Origin of the sequence: Amycolatopsis sp. NPDC051372 (assembly GCF_040682095.1) — a bacterium.
In the GTDB taxonomy this organism is placed as follows: domain Bacteria; phylum Actinomycetota; class Actinomycetes; order Mycobacteriales; family Pseudonocardiaceae; genus Amycolatopsis.
In genome coordinates, this window is the sequence record NZ_JBFBAF010000014.1 from 164,761 (window position 1) to 180,430 (window position 15,670).

A 15,670-nucleotide genomic window follows, 5' to 3' on the forward strand; every position below is an offset into this window, starting at 1 on the left:
CATCGTGGAGTCGATCGCCGGCTACGTCCCGCACACGACGCGCGACGAGGCCTCGGCCGAGCGCACCCAGCCTGCTCTCGACGGGGCCGGTTACTGCCTCCATGCGGACCGTGCGGTCCAGCTGGTCGTAGGTCGCCGGTCACACCGTGCGGTAACCTGACGGCCGTGGACGAACCGCAGGGCACGACGCAGACAACCCGGCTGACCGCCCGCGGCGCGGCGACCCGGTCCCGCATCGTGCAGGCGGCGGTCGACTTGATCCAGGTCAAAGGGGTGGCCGCGACCACGCTCGACGACGTCCGGGCAGCCAGCAGCACGAGCAAGTCGCAGCTCTACCACCACTTCCCCGACAAGAAGGCCCTCGTGCGCGAGGTCGTGGCAGCCCAGGGCGCGCAGCTCATCGCCCGCCAGGAGGACCAGCTCAGGCGGTTGAACTCGATCCGCGGCCTCGAACGCTGGCGCGACGCGCTCGTCCAGCGTGCCTCCCTCCGCGACGGAGCCTACGGCTGCGCGATCGGCTCGCTGGCCGCCGAACTGGCCGATCGGGACCAAGAAGCCCGCTCGATGCTCGCGAAGTACTTCGAGATCTGGGAGGAGCTGCTGGCCGAGGGGCTGACGCGGATGCGCGCCTCCGGCATCCTCCGGCGGGACGCGGATCCCGAAAAGCTCGCGACCTTTCTGGTCGCCGCGTTGCAGGGTGGTTACCTGCTCGCGCAGACAGCCCACTCCGCCGAGCCCATGAAGCTGACGCTCGACATGGCGATCGATCACGTTCGTACCTTCCTGGCCGCGTAGCCGCCCCGCACCGGAATCGAACAGTGGACCTGACCGTCCAGAACTCTTCCGGGCCGAGGTGTACTCCGGACCGCACGTCCGCTAGTGTTCGAGGCATGTCGGGTGACCAGACCGGGATGCACGCCGAGGATGCCCCGGAGCCGCACCGGCTGGTTGTGACAGCGGCGATCAACCTGCTGCGCGAGCGCCAGCTCGGGGAAATCACCTTCGCCGACGTCACGGCGGCCAGCGGTGTCCCCGAGACACGACTCCAGCAGGTGTTCGAGAACGAAGACGCGCTTTTCGAGGCGGTCGTCCAAGCCCAGGTGGCGGGCGTGCTGGCCGCTCAGAAGCCCCTGCTTGAGGGAGTGCGCTCGCTCTCCGACCTCCAAGCCTGGCGGGACAAGCTCGTCGAGGACAACCGCGTCAGCGGCGGCGCCGGCGGCTGCCCGATCGGGTCGCTCATCGGCGAGCTCGCCGGACGGTACGACCGTGGTCACCGCGCGCTGGTCAATGGGTTCGCGGCGTGGGAAAGCCTTCTCGCGGCGGCGTTCCGGCGCATCCAGGAAAACGGTGAGCTCGACTCCGGCGCCGACCCGGACACGATCGCCACCGCCATCATGGGTGCACTGCAGGGCGGATTCCTGCTCGCCCGGACCACGCGTGACCCCGACCAGCTGGCCACGGTTCTCGACGTGTCGCTCGATCACCTGAGGACGCATTCCTCTCGGTATCGTTCTGGACTGGGCAGGCCTCTCATGCCCCGGTCATCGAGCGAAGTCCGCAGCTGACCTGACCTCTCACAGGAGGGCACAGGCGCCGGCACCGAAGGACCGGATGGGACGCTGGTCAGCGCGGGTCGTCGCCGCCGAATTCGCGCAGCGCGCGCAACAGGGCCTCGTGATCTCCCGAGCAGGCGCAGCACGACTGCAAATGTGTCGCCAACCCCGGGTAATGCTCTTCGGGGTTGTCGCCGGCCGCCGCCATCTCCGCATAGGTGTGGAGCGCGTCGAGAGCGAGGTCGCAACCGACGTCCCGCGGATCGGTCCGGAGGAACTCGTCCAGTGCGTCGCAGTTGCTCATGCCTTGCCTCGAGACTTGTCATTTCGTGGGTGACCGCCACGAACCCTGGGTGCCTGGCGCCGGCTTGTCCATTGCAATCCTGGACCGTTAGCACCCGCTCTCCGGTGATTCTTACGAGTGAGAACCACCGACGCCGAGACACTGTCAGGCAGGGAGGGGGACGAGTACACGGACCTCGACATCCACGTGCGCATCTCTGACCGGCCTTCCACCTTGGACACTCCCTGCCCATAATGGCGAAATGATCGAGATCAGTCCGCTGCGGGCGGAAGACCGCGACCGCTGGGAAGAATTGGCGCGCGGTTACAAGGAGTTCTACCGGACCGAGGTGTCGGATCAGGATTACGAGCGGACCTGGCACCGGCTTCTGCGGGCCGAGGAAGTGTTCGGCTGCGCCGCCCGGCTCGACGACGGGCAGGTGGTCGGCATCGCCCATTACCTGTTCCACGCCAACCCGTGGTCGTCAGGTTCGTGCTACCTGCAGGACCTGTTCGTGGACAAGGCCGCGCGCGGCCACGGCGCAGGGCGCTTGCTGATCGAGCACGTCGCCCAGGTGGCCCGGGACCGCGGCGCAGCCCGGCTTTACTGGCACACCAAGCAAGACAACGACCGTGCGCGGCTGCTCTACGACAAGGTCGCCGACTTTCAGGGTTTCATCAGCTATGTCCACCAGCTCGATTGAGCACCGGCACCGTTTTCGACGTCCCCGAGGCGTCCTTCAGGCGCTTCGGGATTCATCCGGCCAGTGCCCCAACGCTCACGGCAGTATCAGATGAGGGGCCCGCCGACGTCATCCGCAACCGCCGGCGGGCCTGGCAGCGCTGCCCCGCCGCGACACGCCTCCGCTCCGGTGGACAGCGTGTCGCTGCTGCGGCCGGAAGACCAGGTCTCCCCTACGTGCTCTGTCGCCGTGGATCACGAACCTCCGCGGGCCGAATCGAAAACTTGCCACGGGTCGACAAGGCCGTAGCGTCGAACCAGTCTTGGTCTTCGAGTCGTCACGGGCGAACGCGGATGATCGTCTTGCCCTTTTTCCGCTGGGTCGGGTTGAAGGCGGCCACGGCGTCATCGAGGCTCGCCACGGTGCCGATGTTCGTGCGCACCCGGCCGTCTCGCACCCGCTGCACGATTTCACCCAGCTGAGCGCGATCGGCCTCGACGACGAAGTCGATCGCCAAGCCGTCGGCGGGCCGGGTCTCCGGCGGGCCGGCGATCGTCACCAGCATCCCTCCGGCCCGAACCAGACCCGCGGACCGCGACCCGATGTCACCACCGAACACATCGAACACCAGATCCACACCCCCGACCTCTTCCAGGGCGTCGTTCTCCAGGTCGACGAACTCGTTCGCACCGAAATCCCGCGCCGCCTCACCGTCGGCCTTGCGCCCGGTGCCCACGATGTAAGCACCCGCCTCACGCGCGAGCTGCGTCACCATCGACCCGACTCCCCCGGCCGCGCCGTGGACGAGGACGCTCTGCCCGGCCTCCAGCCGGCCGTGCACGAACAACCCCTGCCACGCGGTCAAACCCGAGATCGGGAGGCTCGCACCCACGGTGAAGTCCACATCACCGGGCAGCGGCGCGAGGTTGCGCGCCTCGACGACCGCGTACTCCGCCAGCGTGCCGTCGCGAGTCCAGTCGGTCAGCCCGAACACCCGTTGACCGACCGACAATCCCGCGGTGCCGTAGCCCAGGCTCGCGACCACGCCGGCCACCTCGTGCCCGGGAATCGACGGCGTCCGATCCCGGTCCAGGCGATCCGTCCAGGTCGAGGGCCACGACAGCTCACCCGGGGTGAACCCCGACGCGTGAACCTCGACGAGGACATCGTTCCCCGCCGCGGCCGGCTCGGACCGTTCCACGAGCTTCATCCCGGCCGTTCCCGCGGCCTCGTCCGTCACCACGATCGCCTTCATCGGGCACCTCTCTCTGCATCCGCTCTTCGCCTGAACAGTACTTTCAGTTCAGCGGTATTGGCGGCGTGAAATCTTGACGTCTTACGACGCTGATCAACAAAGAGCATCGGCGCACTCGGGCACCACTTACCGCACGACCATACTGTGAAAAATATTCAGGACAGTTTGACGCAGGTCGAGTCGAATGTCGGCGCCGAACGATCTCGTGCCAGCACACTGATCCAGTCAGTCGCCGTTCTCCGCCATTATTCTGTTGGCGATGGTGAATGCGGTGTTGGCCGCGGGTACCCCGCAGTAGATGGCCGATTGCAGCAGGACTTCCTGGATTTCCGCGGGAGTGATTCCGTCCCGCAGCGCGGCCCGGATGTGCATGGCGAATTCCTCCTGGTGGCCGTTGGCGATCATCGCGGTGAGGGTCATGCACCGGCGGGTCGCCCGGGAGAGGCCGGGACGAGTCCAGATCTCGCCCCAGGCGTAGCGGGTGATGAAGTCCTGGAACACGGAGGTGAACTCGGTGGTCGTGGCGATCGCCCGATCCACGTGGGCGTCGCCCAGGACGGTCCTGCGTACGGCGAGGCCGGCGGCATAGCGGGAGCCGTCGTCACCGGGGCTTGTCGTGTCACCTGTCTCGCCGAAGCCGTCGAGATGGCAGCGCAGCGCGGCCAGCACGGAAGCGGGACGTTCGACCGTGACGAGGTGCGCCGCGTGCGCGACCTCGGTGAGGCTCGCTCCCGGAATTCGATCTGCCAGGAGGCGGGCGTGGTCGACCGGTGTCACCCGGTCCTCACGACCGGCGATCACCAGCGTGGGTGCGGTGATCCGGGACAGCTCGGCACGGAGGTCGAACGAAGCCAGTGCTTCGCAGCTCGCGGCGTAGGCCGTGGCGTCGGTGGCCCGCAGGCCGGCGACCAGCGCCTGGGCGGCGGGATCGGCCACGAAGGCCGGGGTGAACCACCGGTCGGCGACGGTATCCGCGACGGGAGCGATGCCCTCGGTTCGGACGAGGCGCGCGCGTTCGTGCCAGCGGTCAGGCTCGCCGAAGTGAGCCGACGTGGAGACGAGCATGAGCGAGGCGACGCGGTCGGGATGGTGGACGGCGAGCCACGTGCCGATGGTCCGCCCAACGAGGTCCCCGCATAGGCGAAGCGGGCGATGCCGAGGTGGTCCGCGAGCGCGAGAACCAGGCCGGCGATGTCGCCGACGGTGGCCTCGACGGGCAGTAGCTCAGCCGGAGAGCCGCCGTGCCCCGGTAGGTCGTACCGGATCACCTGACGGCCACGAGCCAGGGCCGATGTCTGCGGCTCCCACGAGGACAGCGTGGTACCGAGTGACGGTCCGAGTATCAAAGGGTGCGCGCCGCCCGCACCGTCGGCGCGATGATGCAGGACGGTCATGGGATGTCTTTCGTGCTGGTTGTCATCACGATCGGTGACGGGTCGGACGCGTCCAGGTCATCGAGGACCGTTGCTGGACCCGCCCCTGTGCCGACCGGCGGTCGTCCAGACACCGGCCACTGGTGCCAGGCCCGGCGTCGACGAGACCGAGACCCGCGTTGGCGCGGTTCCGGATCTCGTCGACGCCCCGTCGGCGATTCCTCGCCGAGTTCTGTGCACTGCGGTAGCCGCGATGACGGGGAGGCTCAGATGAAGGTGAACAGCCGGTCTGCCTCGAAGCGCGAAATCGGGCCCTTGTACGCCTTGGCCCGGTCGGGGTAGCCGAGAGCCAGCAGCACGGTGGTGGTGTGACCGGTTTCGCGGATCTTGAACGCCTTGTCGACGCTGGTCGGGTCGAACCCTTCGAGCGGTGTGGCGTCGACGCCGAGCTCGACGGCCGCCATCATGGTCATCCCGAGCACCATGTAGGTCTGCTTTTCCATCCAGTGGTTCAGATCCTTGTAGGCGTAGTTGCGCAGGTTCAGGAAGTCCCGCGTCATGTACTGCCACATCGCGTTCTTTTCCGGGTCGGGAAACCGGCCGTCGGCGGTCTCCTTGGCGAACACGTCATCGAGGTGGCTGTCGGGCACATCCGCCCGCGTCGTGAGAATAATGGTGTGCGACGCGTTCAGGATCTTCGAGCCGTTGTCCTGGAATCGTTCGCCCAAGTTGTCCGCGAGCTGCTTCTTGGCTTCGGCCGAGGCGAGGACGTAGAAGTGGTTCGGCTGGATGTTCGTCGAGGTCGGCGCGGACCGCAGGAACCGCAGCAATTGGTGAAGGGTTTCGTCCGGGATGGTCTTGCTGCCGTCGAAAGCCCGGGTGAGGTGCTGACTCATGAGCTTTTCGAGATCCATGTTCATCTGCTTTCTTGTGGCAACCGATAGGTGAACAGCGGTGGTTCGGGGAGTCCTGGCTAGTTCTTGCCGCGGGCGATCAGTTCGCCGATCCGGTCGAAGCCCAGACCCGTGGTGGCGGCCGCGAGGTCCCCGGCGACGAGGGCCTTGGTGGCCTGTTCGAGTGCCGCCATCGCGTTGGCGTAGAGGAACGGCCCCAAACTGATGCGCTTGACGCCGGCCTTCTGCAGCTGGGCGACCGTCAGCACCTTGTCCGAAGGGGACACGAGGACGTTGACCGGCGTGGGCGCGACCGCGGTGACGATCGCCTCGAGTGCGTCGAGGTCGGGCGGGAACGGTGCGTAGACCACATCCGCGCCGACCTCGGCGAATGCCGTGAGGCGCCGGATCGTGTCGTCGAGATCGGGTCGCCCCTGGATGAAGTTGTCGGTGCGCCCGGTCACGACGATGCGTCCCCTGGCCGCGTCGACGGCGCCGCGCACGCGAAGGACCGCCTCGTCGAAGTCGCGGATCGGCTGGTCGGGATCACCCGAGGTGTCCTCGACGCCGATACCGGCCAGGCCGAACTCGACGGCGGCCTCGACGGTCGCCGCGACGTCTTCGGGCGTGTCGCCGTAACCGTCCTCGAAGTCGCCATTCACGGGCAGTCCGGTGAGCCGGGCGAGGAGCCCCGCATGCTCGAGGTGCTCGCTGCGGGTGACTTCGTGGCGGCCATCGGGCCGGCCGAGCATGGCCGCGAGCGCTGCCGACGACGTCGCGATCGCCTCGAAACCGGCATCGGCCAGCATCAGTGCCGAGAGGCCGTCCCAGGCGTTGGGCATGACGAGGCCACCGTCGCGGGTGTGCAGCGCCATGAATTTCTCATAGAGCTCGGAGCCCGGCATATCGCACCTTTCGTGGATGATCATGGGGCCGTGAGAGGGTTACCGGGCTGTGTGCGCCGCCTTGACCGCGGCTGCGGTGATCAGCCGGGTGTGCCGGCGGCGTCGACCGCGGGGATGTCGATGTCGGTCTGGTTGACGTTGTTGATGAAGTTCGTGAGCAGCGCTTGCACCGCGACGGTGACAATCGCCAAGATCTGTGCGTCGGTGTACCCGGCGTCTCGCACACCCGCGAGGTCCTCGTCACTGACCTGTCCGCGGCTGTCGACCACCCGCCGAGCGAAGTTGGCGGCCGCGGCGCGCTTGGGGTCGACCGAACTCCCGGCGCGGCCCAGAGCGATGTCGTCACTCGACATACCGCCGAACTCGGACGACACGTAGGTGTGCATTGCCAGGCAGTAATCGCAGCCGTTGGCTTCCGACACGGTCAGCGCGATGCTGTGCCGGGTCCTCGCGTCCAGGACCCGGCTCAAGGTGCCTTGCAGGGTCGTGACGACTTCGAGGACAGTCGGGTTCGACGCGATGACCTTGAACATGTCCGGGACGAAGCCGAGCTGCGCACCAACCCCCTCGAGTATCCGCCGCGAGCCGGCGGGGACGTCTTCTGGAGCGGGCGCGTTCAGTCGTGACACAGCGAATCAACCTCCGGTAGGTGTGTGAGTGGTCAGCGTCGCGCTCAAGTCGGCTCTTACTGCTCCCGAGTTCCGCCGCGACGGTGAGCCCGCGCTGCCTGCGGCTTGGCCGGTGGCGCCGGTTGCGTCGGACCTGGTGACATGTGCTGCGCGAAGAACTCTTAACTGGACTATACAGACCAGAAACTCGCGCGTGAACGCTCCCCGTTGAGTCAGGTTTACCGACACCAACGCTCGCTGGTTGACAGGCAATGGACTTTTACGTCCACTGGTGAGGACACCGCACGCCATCTGAAGGACCTTGCTCCTGCGCACCCGAGGGAGGCGACGATGGACCTGCCGCCGGACTGTTCTCTGCGCTGGCAGCCCGCCTTCCCCGTGGACGCGAAGCTGACGCTCAAGAGCCTGAGGCGCGGCCGCCACGATCCGACCCACCGTGAGGAAGCCGACGGGACCCTGTGGCGGACAGCCCTGGCCCCGTCCGGGCCGGTCACCTACCGGATCCGGCAACAGCGCCTGGACGATCTGGACGTCGACGCGTGGGGGCCCGGTGCCGCGGAGTTCGTCGACAACGTCCGTACCGAGCTCGGCGAACACGACCGTCCCGAGGACTTCCGACCGGCACACCCCGTTCTGGAGCGGGCCTGGAGCAGGTTGCCCGGCCTCCGCGTTCCGCACACGGGACGGCTGTTCGAAGCCCTCGTGCCGGCAATCCTCGAGCAGCGGGTGGTCGGCTTGGACGCGCAAGCCGCCTGGACCCGCCTCGTCGGCGCGCACGGCGGCCCGGCACCGGGTCCGGCGCCCGGCCCGATGCGGGTCATGCCTTCGCCCGAGGTGTGGGCGAACCTTCCGATCTGGGAATGGCGGCGTGCCGGCGTCGACCTGCACCGCTCGAAGACCGTCATCTTCGCCGCACGGCACGCGGCCAAGCTCGATCGCGCGGCCGGCGACCCCGCTCGCGCGTATCAACTGATGGCAGCGATGCGGGGCATCGGGGCGTGGACCTCAGCACAGGTCGGGCACCGCGCGCTCGGCGACGCCGACGCGCTGCCGCTCGGCGACTTCCACCTCGGCCGGATGACCGGCACGGCCCTGCTCGGCCGGCCACTGGCGCAGCACGAGATCGAGGCGTTCTACCTGCCGTGGCGGCCGCACCGCTACCGGGTGGTTCGCCTCCTCGAGCTCACTCCGCGCGCTGCGCCGCGGCGCAGCCACCGCGCACCACGCGCCCGGCCGTTCCGCTGACGATCGGCGATGAACAGCCTACGTCAAATGACGTAGGAACTGCGTTGAATGACTGAGTGACGCCCGGGAAAAACGACCGATTGCCGGGGTTTCCCCGCCCGCCCTAAGTTCGATCCAGTGGTTGACGGAAGGAACTCAATGACATCGATCGTCCATTTACTGGATGGTGCCTGTGTCGCGATCCTCAAGGGATACCGGGACGGGTGGACGAAGCCGTCGGAGTTGCGCGTCAGTCCCTCCGGGTACGAATCCGTTGCGCTGGTGAAGCGCTTCGAAGTGTCCCGCGGAAATCCATTGGTACTGCTCGATCTCGATGTTGTCGTCGATCGCTCACTCGAGGGCGACAAGACGGCCATCACGTGGGCGGGAACGCCGGAACAGGAGTCTCAATGCTGAGTGCTGAGGAGAACGCGTATCTCTGCCGGGTCGGGCCGGGCACGCCGATGGGTGCGCTGCTGCGCCGGTACTGGCTCCCGATCTGCCTCTCGAGTGACGTGGCCGAGCCGGACGGACCTCCCCGGAAGTTCCGCTTGGTCGGCGGGGATTTCGTGGTGTTCCGTGATTCCGCCGGAACCGTCGGCGTGCTGGACGAGAAATGCATGCACCGCGGCGCTTCGCTGGCGATCGGCCGCGTGGAGGACTGCGGTATCCGTTGCCTGTACCACGGGTGGAAGTTCGGGGCGGACGGGTCGATCCAGGAGACGCCCAATCTCCCGGACTCACGGTTCCGTAGCCGGCTGCGGGCACCGGCACACCCCGTGCACGAGGCCGGTCAGATTGTGTGGGTGTACCTGGGCCCGGCGGACAAGCAGCCCCCGCCGCCGAGCTACGTCTGGATGAACGTGCCGCCGGGACACCTGGCGACGACGAAGATGGTGCACAAGGGCAACTTCATCCAGGGGGTTGAAGGAGAGATCGACTCGTCCCATGTCGGCCTGCTCCATCAGACCGAGATCGCCCTCGCCCGGACGGGTGAATACGACCCGGAGGGTATTGGCCGGGACCGCTTCCCGACGACCGACGACGCTCCGGTACTCGAGGTCGAGGACACGAAGTTCGGCTTCCACTATGCGGCGATCCGGAAGCTCAAGGGTGAGCACGAAGGCCAGTCCTACGTTCGCGTGACGCCGTTCATCATGCCGTTCCAGGCGCTGATCCCCCCGATGAACCTGGGTTTCATGTACGTCCCGATCGACGACACGCACACCTGCACGTATGTGGTGACGGGCGACCCGGCCAAGCCGATCGACAAGGCGGAATGGCTCAAGTGGCGAAGCCTCGAGGATGTCCAAGCGCCGAACTACACCCTGAATCCTAAGCAGGATCGCGAGGCGATGGCAGCGGGCACCTCGTTCTCGGGAGTGGCCGGCCTCATTCCCCAGGACGCGCTCGTGACCGATTCGATGGAGCCCATCGTCGACCGGTCGAAAGAGCACCTCGTCGCGGCGGACGTCGCCGTGGTGCGCATGCGACGCCTGCTGATCGACGCGGCGCGCAGTGTCGAGGCGGGCGGCGATCCCGTGGGGCTCGACGGCTCCGTCGACTGGGCCAAGTTCACCGCCGGGTCGGGAGTCGTCCCCCAGGGGGTTGCGTGGCAGACGCTGGTCCCGACGAACGTCACTGATTGATCGAACCGCCCATCACGCCGGAGGCCGGCCGCCGACCGGCCTCCCGGCCCGCACGAAGCGACGACGAAGTGGAGTCGAACGGTGACCCAGACGGACATGACACGGAGAGAGGTCGACCTCGACCTCGTGGTGGTGCGACGAACCGTGATCGCCCAGGAGGTCGTCGAGCTGGTCCTTGCGAGCCGGTCGGGAGAGGGCCTTCCCGCGTGGGATGCCGGCAGCCACGTGGATCTTCTCCTCGACGACGGCCTCGTGCGGCAGTACTCACTCTGCGGTCGCCCGGCGCGCGCCGAGTGGCGCGTCGCGGTGCTGCGCGAACGCGATGGCCGCGGAGGGTCGGCCCACGTCCACGATCGGCTGGCCGAAGGCGCCACCGTGCGCGCTCGGGGGCCGAGGAACAACTTCCCGCTGCTGCCCTCGCCGCGCTACCTGTTCATCGCCGGCGGGATCGGCATCACCCCGATCCTGCCCATGGTCGCCGCGGCCGAGGAGGCCGGCGCCCAGTGGCAGCTGTTGTACGGAGGGCGCACCCGCGGGTCGATGGCCTACAGTGCGGAGCTCGCGTCGAGATACGGGAGCCGCGTCGTCCTCTGCCCGGAAGACGAGAACGGCCGGCTCGACCTGGACGAGTGGCTCGGGACTCCGGCCGACGACGTCCTCGTCTACTGCTGCGGACCGGAGTCCTTGCTGCTCGCGGTCGAGGAACGGTGTGCGGAGTGGCAAACCGGCTCGTTGCGGCTGGAGCGCTTCGTCCCGAAGGCAGTACCCGATTCGCCGGACCACTCGTCGTTCGAGGTCGAGCTGGCTCGTACCGGCGGCTCGCTGACGGTAGCGCCTGGCGAAACCATTCTCAGAGCAGTGGAACGCGCCGGGGTCCGGCCTCCCTATTCGTGCGAGCAGGGTACGTGCGGGACCTGTGAGACGAAAGTGCTTTCCGGAACGCCGGACCATCGCGACTCCCTGCTCACGGAAGAGGAACGGGAAGAAGGCAAGACCATGATGATCTGCGTGTCCCGGGCCGCGTGCTCGAAGCTCGTACTCGATTTATGATGTCGCGGAGCCCGGCCGGCACCGGATGCGACATTCCCGCCAGGCCACCATCGGGCGTGCTGTCCTCGGCGGCACGATCAGCCTCACCACCTCGGTCCACCGGGAGCAGCAATGGCCACTGATCGCGGCCTTCAGGCGATGTCGCGGGTCGCGGCGACCTTGGCCGGATCGGGTTCCCTGTCCGACACTCTCACCGCCCTCGCAGGTGAGGTCCGGCGGTCGGCCGGACTCGCGGCCGTCCACATTCAACTCAGCGAGGCAGGCTGGCGCACGCTGCCCATCGGAGCGTTGTCAGGTCTGCCCGGAACCGCGGACGAATTGCGCGACCGGCTCGTCCAGTGCCAGGCGCTCGGCGCCGAACTGGTCTCCCTCAACGCGATTGCCCAACGCCGGCCCGTTGTCGTATCCCAGCGCCGGGAGACCTTTCACACCAATCCCGCCTGGGCGCCGATCCTTTCGATACATCAGGCGATTTCCTGGGAGAGCTTCGTGGCCGCGCCGTTGATCTTGCCCGACGGTGTGCTCGGTTACCTGAGCGCCTTCTACCCGCCCGGCCAAGAACCGGATCCCGACGAGATCTACTTCCTGTCGGCCGTCGCGGACCAGGCCGCGGTGACGATCGACCACGCCGGGATGATCGTCGACAGCCGCGCCCGCGCGGTCATGGAGGAGCGTCGCAAGTTGGCCGCCGACCTGCATGACTCCATCGTGCAGGAGATGTTCTCGTTGTCGATGCACGCCAGGGCGATCGAACTGACCAGCGAGACGTCCGGGGCCGTTGCGGTCGCCAAGATTCGCGCCGACGCCGCTCGGGTGGTGGATCTGTCGCAGTCGGTGGTGAAGTCGTTCCGTTCGATGATCGCGGAACTGCGGGCACCGCAGCCTCCGGAAAGGTCCGTGGTGATGTCGATCCGCGAGTGGGTCGCCGAGGCGAGTCGCGACACCGATCTGACGGTGAAGGTCGTCGACGAGGTCGGCGACATGGACCTGCTTCCCGAGCATCGGGAAGAAGTGTGGTTCCTCGTTCGTGAAGCGTTCCACAACGTCGTCAAGCACGCCCGGGCGAAGCACGCGGTCATCCGATTCGCGCAACGACACGAGGAGTCCCGAACCCTCCTGGTCATCGAGACGTCCGACGACGGAGTGGGGTTCCAAGAGCGAAGCTCGCTTCCCGGCCACGTGGGTTTGATTTCGATGAGCGAACGCGCCGAGCGCCTCGGGGGGACGCTCACCATCGTGACCCGGCCCGGCAGCGGCACTCTCGTGCGCCTCGAGTTCTGTCCGGCCGAGCCGGGAAGCAGGTCGCTCCGTGCCGACAGCGCCGTCCGGATCGACTGGCAGGAACCGTCCGACGTGGCGAGCGAGAAGCAGTGAACGAGCCGGCAGCCGAGCAGATCCGACTGATGCTCGTGGACGACCACGCGGTGGTCAGGGCCGGGCTGCGTTCGTATGCCGACGCGGTTCCCGAGCTTTCGGTGGTGGGCGAGGCCGTTGACGGGGCAGACGCGCTGGGGCGCCTCGCGGAACTGGCCCAGGAGGGCCGGTTACCGGATGTGATCCTGATGGATCTGGTCCTTCCGGGTATCGACGGGATACAGGTCGGCAGTCTGATCACCGCGCGGTATCCCACCGTGAAGATCCTGATCATGACCAGCTTCAGTGAGACGGGGAACGTCCGGCGGGCCATCGACGCCGGCTTGTCCGGTTACCTCCTCAAAGACGCGGGTTCCGACGAGATCGTCGCGGCGGTGCGAGCCGCGGCTCGCGGTGAGCTTTATCTGGACTCCGCGATCACCCGCTGCCTGACCGGCCCGGCCGAACGAAGCGGCACAGGTCTTGACGGGCTGACACCGCGCGAGCGTGAGGTGCTGATCCACATCGCGACGGGGCTGTCCAACATCCAGATCGCGAACAAGCTGCAGATCAGCGAACGCACGGCTCGCACCCACGTCAGCAACCTGTTCGCCAAGTTGGGCGTCGGCTCACGGACACAGGCCGCACTGCTCGCCGTCCGCGCGGGTCTCACCTCGGAGTCGCCCTGACCTGACCGGCGCTGGGCCGGCCGCTCCGGCGAAACTGATTGTCGGTCACCGTGCCGGCTGTGCACCGGCCGTGCCGGCGTGGGGATCGCGGGCGGCGAGGACGGTGAACACCGTGGCGATGAGCGCCAGGCCGCCGTACCCGAGTGCGATCTGCGGTAGCGACAAGAACGCGGAGAGCCGGCCGGCGATGAGGGCTGGGATCGTCGCGCCGCAGTAGGACAGGATGTAGACGACCGTGAAGATCGGCGCCCGGTCGGCCACGTCGCTGCCCTCCAGCAGGCCGCGGGTGGCGGAACTGATGGCGATGCCTTGGCTGGCGCCGGCGACGATCGTCGCGGCGAAGAACAGCACCAGCGCACCGGTTGCGATCGCCGTGATGATGCCGATCATCCCCAGCAGGAACCCGATCATGCCGACGCGCTGGGCCACCGCCGGCGTGAACCGGCCACCGAGCGGAGCGCCGAGAACACTCGGACCCATGTACGCGGCGAACACCAGCCCCAGAATGAGGGGGCTCTGACTGCGGAGCTGGTCTTCGACCAAGGCCGGCACGAAGGCTTGGAAGAACGCCCCGGTCGCCCAGGTGGACAGGAGCACCGCCGCCGCGACGGGGAGCAGGTGCCTCACCCTGGCCGGAACGCGGACCCGGGGCCGCAGCGACCGCCAAGCGCCCGGCGTCGGAGTGACGGTTTCCGGGCTCACGATGATGAGCGCGGCAGAGACGAGAAGCAGGCCGATCACGACCAGGTAGATGAGATCGCGCGGCCACGGACCGAACTGGACCAGCGCGCCGGAACCGATGGCGCCGACGGCGAGGCCGAGCATCACTGTCTGACTGGAGGCGACGGAGGCCAACCAAGCGGGCCTGGCCGGTGCGGCGTCGACGATGTAGGACGTGAGGCTGCTGCTGGCCACGCCGGCACCGAAGCCCATCAGGAGCCGGCCGGCGATCAAGATGCCAATGTGGTGCACGTTCAACAACAGCACACAGCCCAGCAGGAGCAGACCGAGGCTGGCGATGGAGGTGGGCCGTCGCCCCAGGTGGTTGGACACCCGTCCCAGCGCCAGCAGTGTGCTGAGGGTGGCGACGGAGTAGGCGACGACGGTGATCGAGATGTCGGCGTTGGTGAACCCGTCCTCGGCCCGGTAGATGTTGAACAGCGGGATCGTCGAGCCCACCGCGGCGAACGACGCCACGAGCGCGACCACGGCGGACAAGAACGCCAGGGTGCGTGTTGTCCCCCGCCGCGCGACGCCGGTCTTCGCTGACACGTCGGACATCGAGCCATGCCTTTCTCTTCGTCTGATGTTCTGCAACCACGCCGCGGCTTCACCAGGCGTCTCACTGTGTCGCGATCCAGGAGGGGATCGCCCCGATCGGGGCCGGACCGGTCTTCGACCCGAACGTCCACCAGCCGTCCATCACCGCTTGGACTATACAGTCCTCTTGACTGAGGTGGATCGGGCCACGATGCACCTGTGCCGAGATTCAAGATCAATTACCGCCGATCCGGGGGGTTTCGGTTCCGGCCGCGCCCTGCCTAGCATCGAGATCGTTCGCAGAGCGTCCACAAAGGAGACTTGATGGTTTCACGAACCGAGGAACAGTCCAGGTCCCGGACCCTGCGGGGCGCCCTGTCCCCGAACTCCATCGCCCGGAGGGAACGGGTGTGGTCGGCCGCGACCGTGCTCGCACGCCTCGCATTGGCCGCCGGATTCCTCTCGGCCGTCGCCGATCGGTTCGGCGGATGGGGCCCGCCGCACACCGGGCAGGTCGGGTGGGGCGATTTCGCCGCGTACACCGCCTACACGCACAGCCTTTCACCGTACGTGCCCGACGGGCTCAGCGGCGCGGCCGCGTGGGGCGCGACCGCCGCGGAATCGGTACTGGGCCTGACGTTGCTGGCCGGCGTCCTCGTGCGCTGGTCCGCCTGGGCGGCAACGGCGCTGCTGGCGGTGTTCGGCGTGTCGATGGGGTTGTTCCTGGGTTGGGAAGCTCCGCTGAGCGCCTCGGTCTTCGCCGCCGCGGCCGCGACCCTGCTGCTGGCCCTCTCCCCCGTCGACACGTTCGCCGTCAGCTTCGACCGGCTTTTCCAGCGGAAGCGAACCGATTAGGGGACTATACAGTCCAG

The 15,670-nt window shown here is 67.6% G+C and carries 18 protein-coding genes; 10 read left to right on the forward strand and 8 right to left on the reverse strand.

The features are described from left to right. Positions 1 to 165: 165 nt before the first annotated feature. Both AB0M56_RS22380 and AB0M56_RS22385 read left to right on the forward strand, forming a co-directional pair. Positions 166 to 795 carry a TetR family transcriptional regulator C-terminal domain-containing protein gene (locus AB0M56_RS22380; protein ID WP_364179169.1) on the forward strand — a complete coding sequence of 210 codons (630 nt, stop codon included), beginning with the start codon at positions 166 to 168 and terminating at the stop codon, positions 793 to 795. A 23-nt stretch (positions 796 to 818) separates the two neighbouring features. Next, a complete protein-coding gene (locus AB0M56_RS22385) occupies positions 819 to 1,565 on the forward strand; it encodes a TetR family transcriptional regulator C-terminal domain-containing protein (protein ID WP_364179171.1) in 747 nt (248 codons plus the stop codon). Positions 1,566 to 1,623: 58 nt separating this feature from the next. On the opposite strand, the gene AB0M56_RS22390 is transcribed toward AB0M56_RS22385, so the two are convergent. After that, entirely contained in the window at positions 1,624 to 1,857 is a 234-nt protein-coding gene (locus tag AB0M56_RS22390; RefSeq protein WP_364179173.1) for a hypothetical protein, read from the reverse strand. Between the two features lie 241 nt (positions 1,858 to 2,098). Between AB0M56_RS22390 and AB0M56_RS22395 the strand changes: the two genes are divergently transcribed. Further along, complete coding sequence (locus tag AB0M56_RS22395; protein ID WP_364179175.1) at positions 2,099 to 2,539, forward strand: GNAT family N-acetyltransferase; 441 nt, start codon at positions 2,099 to 2,101, stop codon at positions 2,537 to 2,539. Between the two features lie 316 nt (positions 2,540 to 2,855). On the opposite strand, the gene AB0M56_RS22400 is transcribed toward AB0M56_RS22395, so the two are convergent. The 6 genes from AB0M56_RS22400 to AB0M56_RS22425 form a co-directional block, all read right to left on the reverse strand. Beyond that, positions 2,856 to 3,773: an NADP-dependent oxidoreductase gene (locus AB0M56_RS22400; RefSeq protein ID WP_364179177.1), complete on the reverse strand. Its 918-nt coding sequence runs from the start codon at positions 3,771 to 3,773 to the stop codon at positions 2,856 to 2,858. 225 nt (positions 3,774 to 3,998) lie between these two features. Further along, positions 3,999 to 4,574 carry a 4-carboxymuconolactone decarboxylase gene (pcaC, locus tag AB0M56_RS22405; protein WP_364179289.1) on the reverse strand — a complete coding sequence of 192 codons (576 nt, stop codon included), beginning with the start codon at positions 4,572 to 4,574 and terminating at the stop codon, positions 3,999 to 4,001. After that, a complete protein-coding gene (locus tag AB0M56_RS22410; RefSeq protein ID WP_364179179.1) occupies positions 4,571 to 5,167 on the reverse strand; it encodes an alpha/beta fold hydrolase in 597 nt (198 codons plus the stop codon). The genes pcaC and AB0M56_RS22410 overlap by 4 nt, the downstream gene beginning before the upstream one ends. 245 nt (positions 5,168 to 5,412) lie before the next feature. After that, positions 5,413 to 6,060 (reverse strand): nitroreductase family protein, encoded by a 648-nt coding sequence (locus tag AB0M56_RS22415; RefSeq protein ID WP_285974235.1) that lies wholly within the window; start codon positions 6,058 to 6,060, stop codon positions 5,413 to 5,415. A gap of 59 nt (positions 6,061 to 6,119) precedes the next feature. After that, positions 6,120 to 6,944 (reverse strand): isocitrate lyase/phosphoenolpyruvate mutase family protein, encoded by an 825-nt coding sequence (locus AB0M56_RS22420; RefSeq protein WP_364179181.1) that lies wholly within the window; start codon positions 6,942 to 6,944, stop codon positions 6,120 to 6,122. A gap of 80 nt (positions 6,945 to 7,024) precedes the next feature. Then, positions 7,025 to 7,573, reverse strand: coding sequence for a carboxymuconolactone decarboxylase family protein (locus AB0M56_RS22425; RefSeq protein WP_364179183.1), 549 nt, complete (start codon positions 7,571 to 7,573; stop codon positions 7,025 to 7,027). A gap of 330 nt (positions 7,574 to 7,903) precedes the next feature. Between AB0M56_RS22425 and AB0M56_RS22430 the strand changes: the two genes are divergently transcribed. The 6 genes from AB0M56_RS22430 to AB0M56_RS22455 all read left to right on the forward strand — a co-directional run bounded on the left by AB0M56_RS22430 (position 7,904) and on the right by AB0M56_RS22455 (position 13,538). After that, positions 7,904 to 8,818: a DNA-3-methyladenine glycosylase 2 family protein gene (locus tag AB0M56_RS22430; protein WP_364179185.1), complete on the forward strand. Its 915-nt coding sequence runs from the start codon at positions 7,904 to 7,906 to the stop codon at positions 8,816 to 8,818. A gap of 138 nt (positions 8,819 to 8,956) precedes the next feature. Next, entirely contained in the window at positions 8,957 to 9,214 is a 258-nt protein-coding gene (locus AB0M56_RS22435) for a hypothetical protein (RefSeq protein ID WP_364179187.1), read from the forward strand. Next, entirely contained in the window at positions 9,208 to 10,446 is a 1,239-nt protein-coding gene (locus AB0M56_RS22440; protein ID WP_364179189.1) for a Rieske 2Fe-2S domain-containing protein, read from the forward strand. Before AB0M56_RS22435 ends, AB0M56_RS22440 begins: the two co-directional genes overlap by 7 nt. A gap of 96 nt (positions 10,447 to 10,542) precedes the next feature. Further along, entirely contained in the window at positions 10,543 to 11,496 is a 954-nt protein-coding gene (locus AB0M56_RS22445; RefSeq protein WP_364179191.1) for a PDR/VanB family oxidoreductase, read from the forward strand. Positions 11,497 to 11,634: 138 nt separating this feature from the next. Next, positions 11,635 to 12,870: a histidine kinase gene (locus AB0M56_RS22450; protein ID WP_364179193.1), complete on the forward strand. Its 1,236-nt coding sequence runs from the start codon at positions 11,635 to 11,637 to the stop codon at positions 12,868 to 12,870. A 29-nt stretch (positions 12,871 to 12,899) separates the two neighbouring features. Beyond that, positions 12,900 to 13,538, forward strand: coding sequence for a response regulator transcription factor (locus AB0M56_RS22455; RefSeq protein ID WP_364179291.1), 639 nt, complete (start codon positions 12,900 to 12,902; stop codon positions 13,536 to 13,538). 45 nt (positions 13,539 to 13,583) lie between these two features. Here AB0M56_RS22455 and AB0M56_RS22460 read toward each other — a convergent pair whose 3' ends face one another. After that, positions 13,584 to 14,819 carry an MFS transporter gene (locus AB0M56_RS22460; protein ID WP_364179197.1) on the reverse strand — a complete coding sequence of 412 codons (1,236 nt, stop codon included), beginning with the start codon at positions 14,817 to 14,819 and terminating at the stop codon, positions 13,584 to 13,586. A 303-nt stretch (positions 14,820 to 15,122) separates the two neighbouring features. On the opposite strand from AB0M56_RS22460, the gene AB0M56_RS22465 reads away from it, so the two are divergent. Then, positions 15,123 to 15,653, forward strand: a complete 531-nt coding sequence (locus tag AB0M56_RS22465) for a hypothetical protein (protein ID WP_364179198.1) — start codon at positions 15,123 to 15,125, stop codon at positions 15,651 to 15,653. Positions 15,654 to 15,670: the final 17 nt, after the last annotated feature.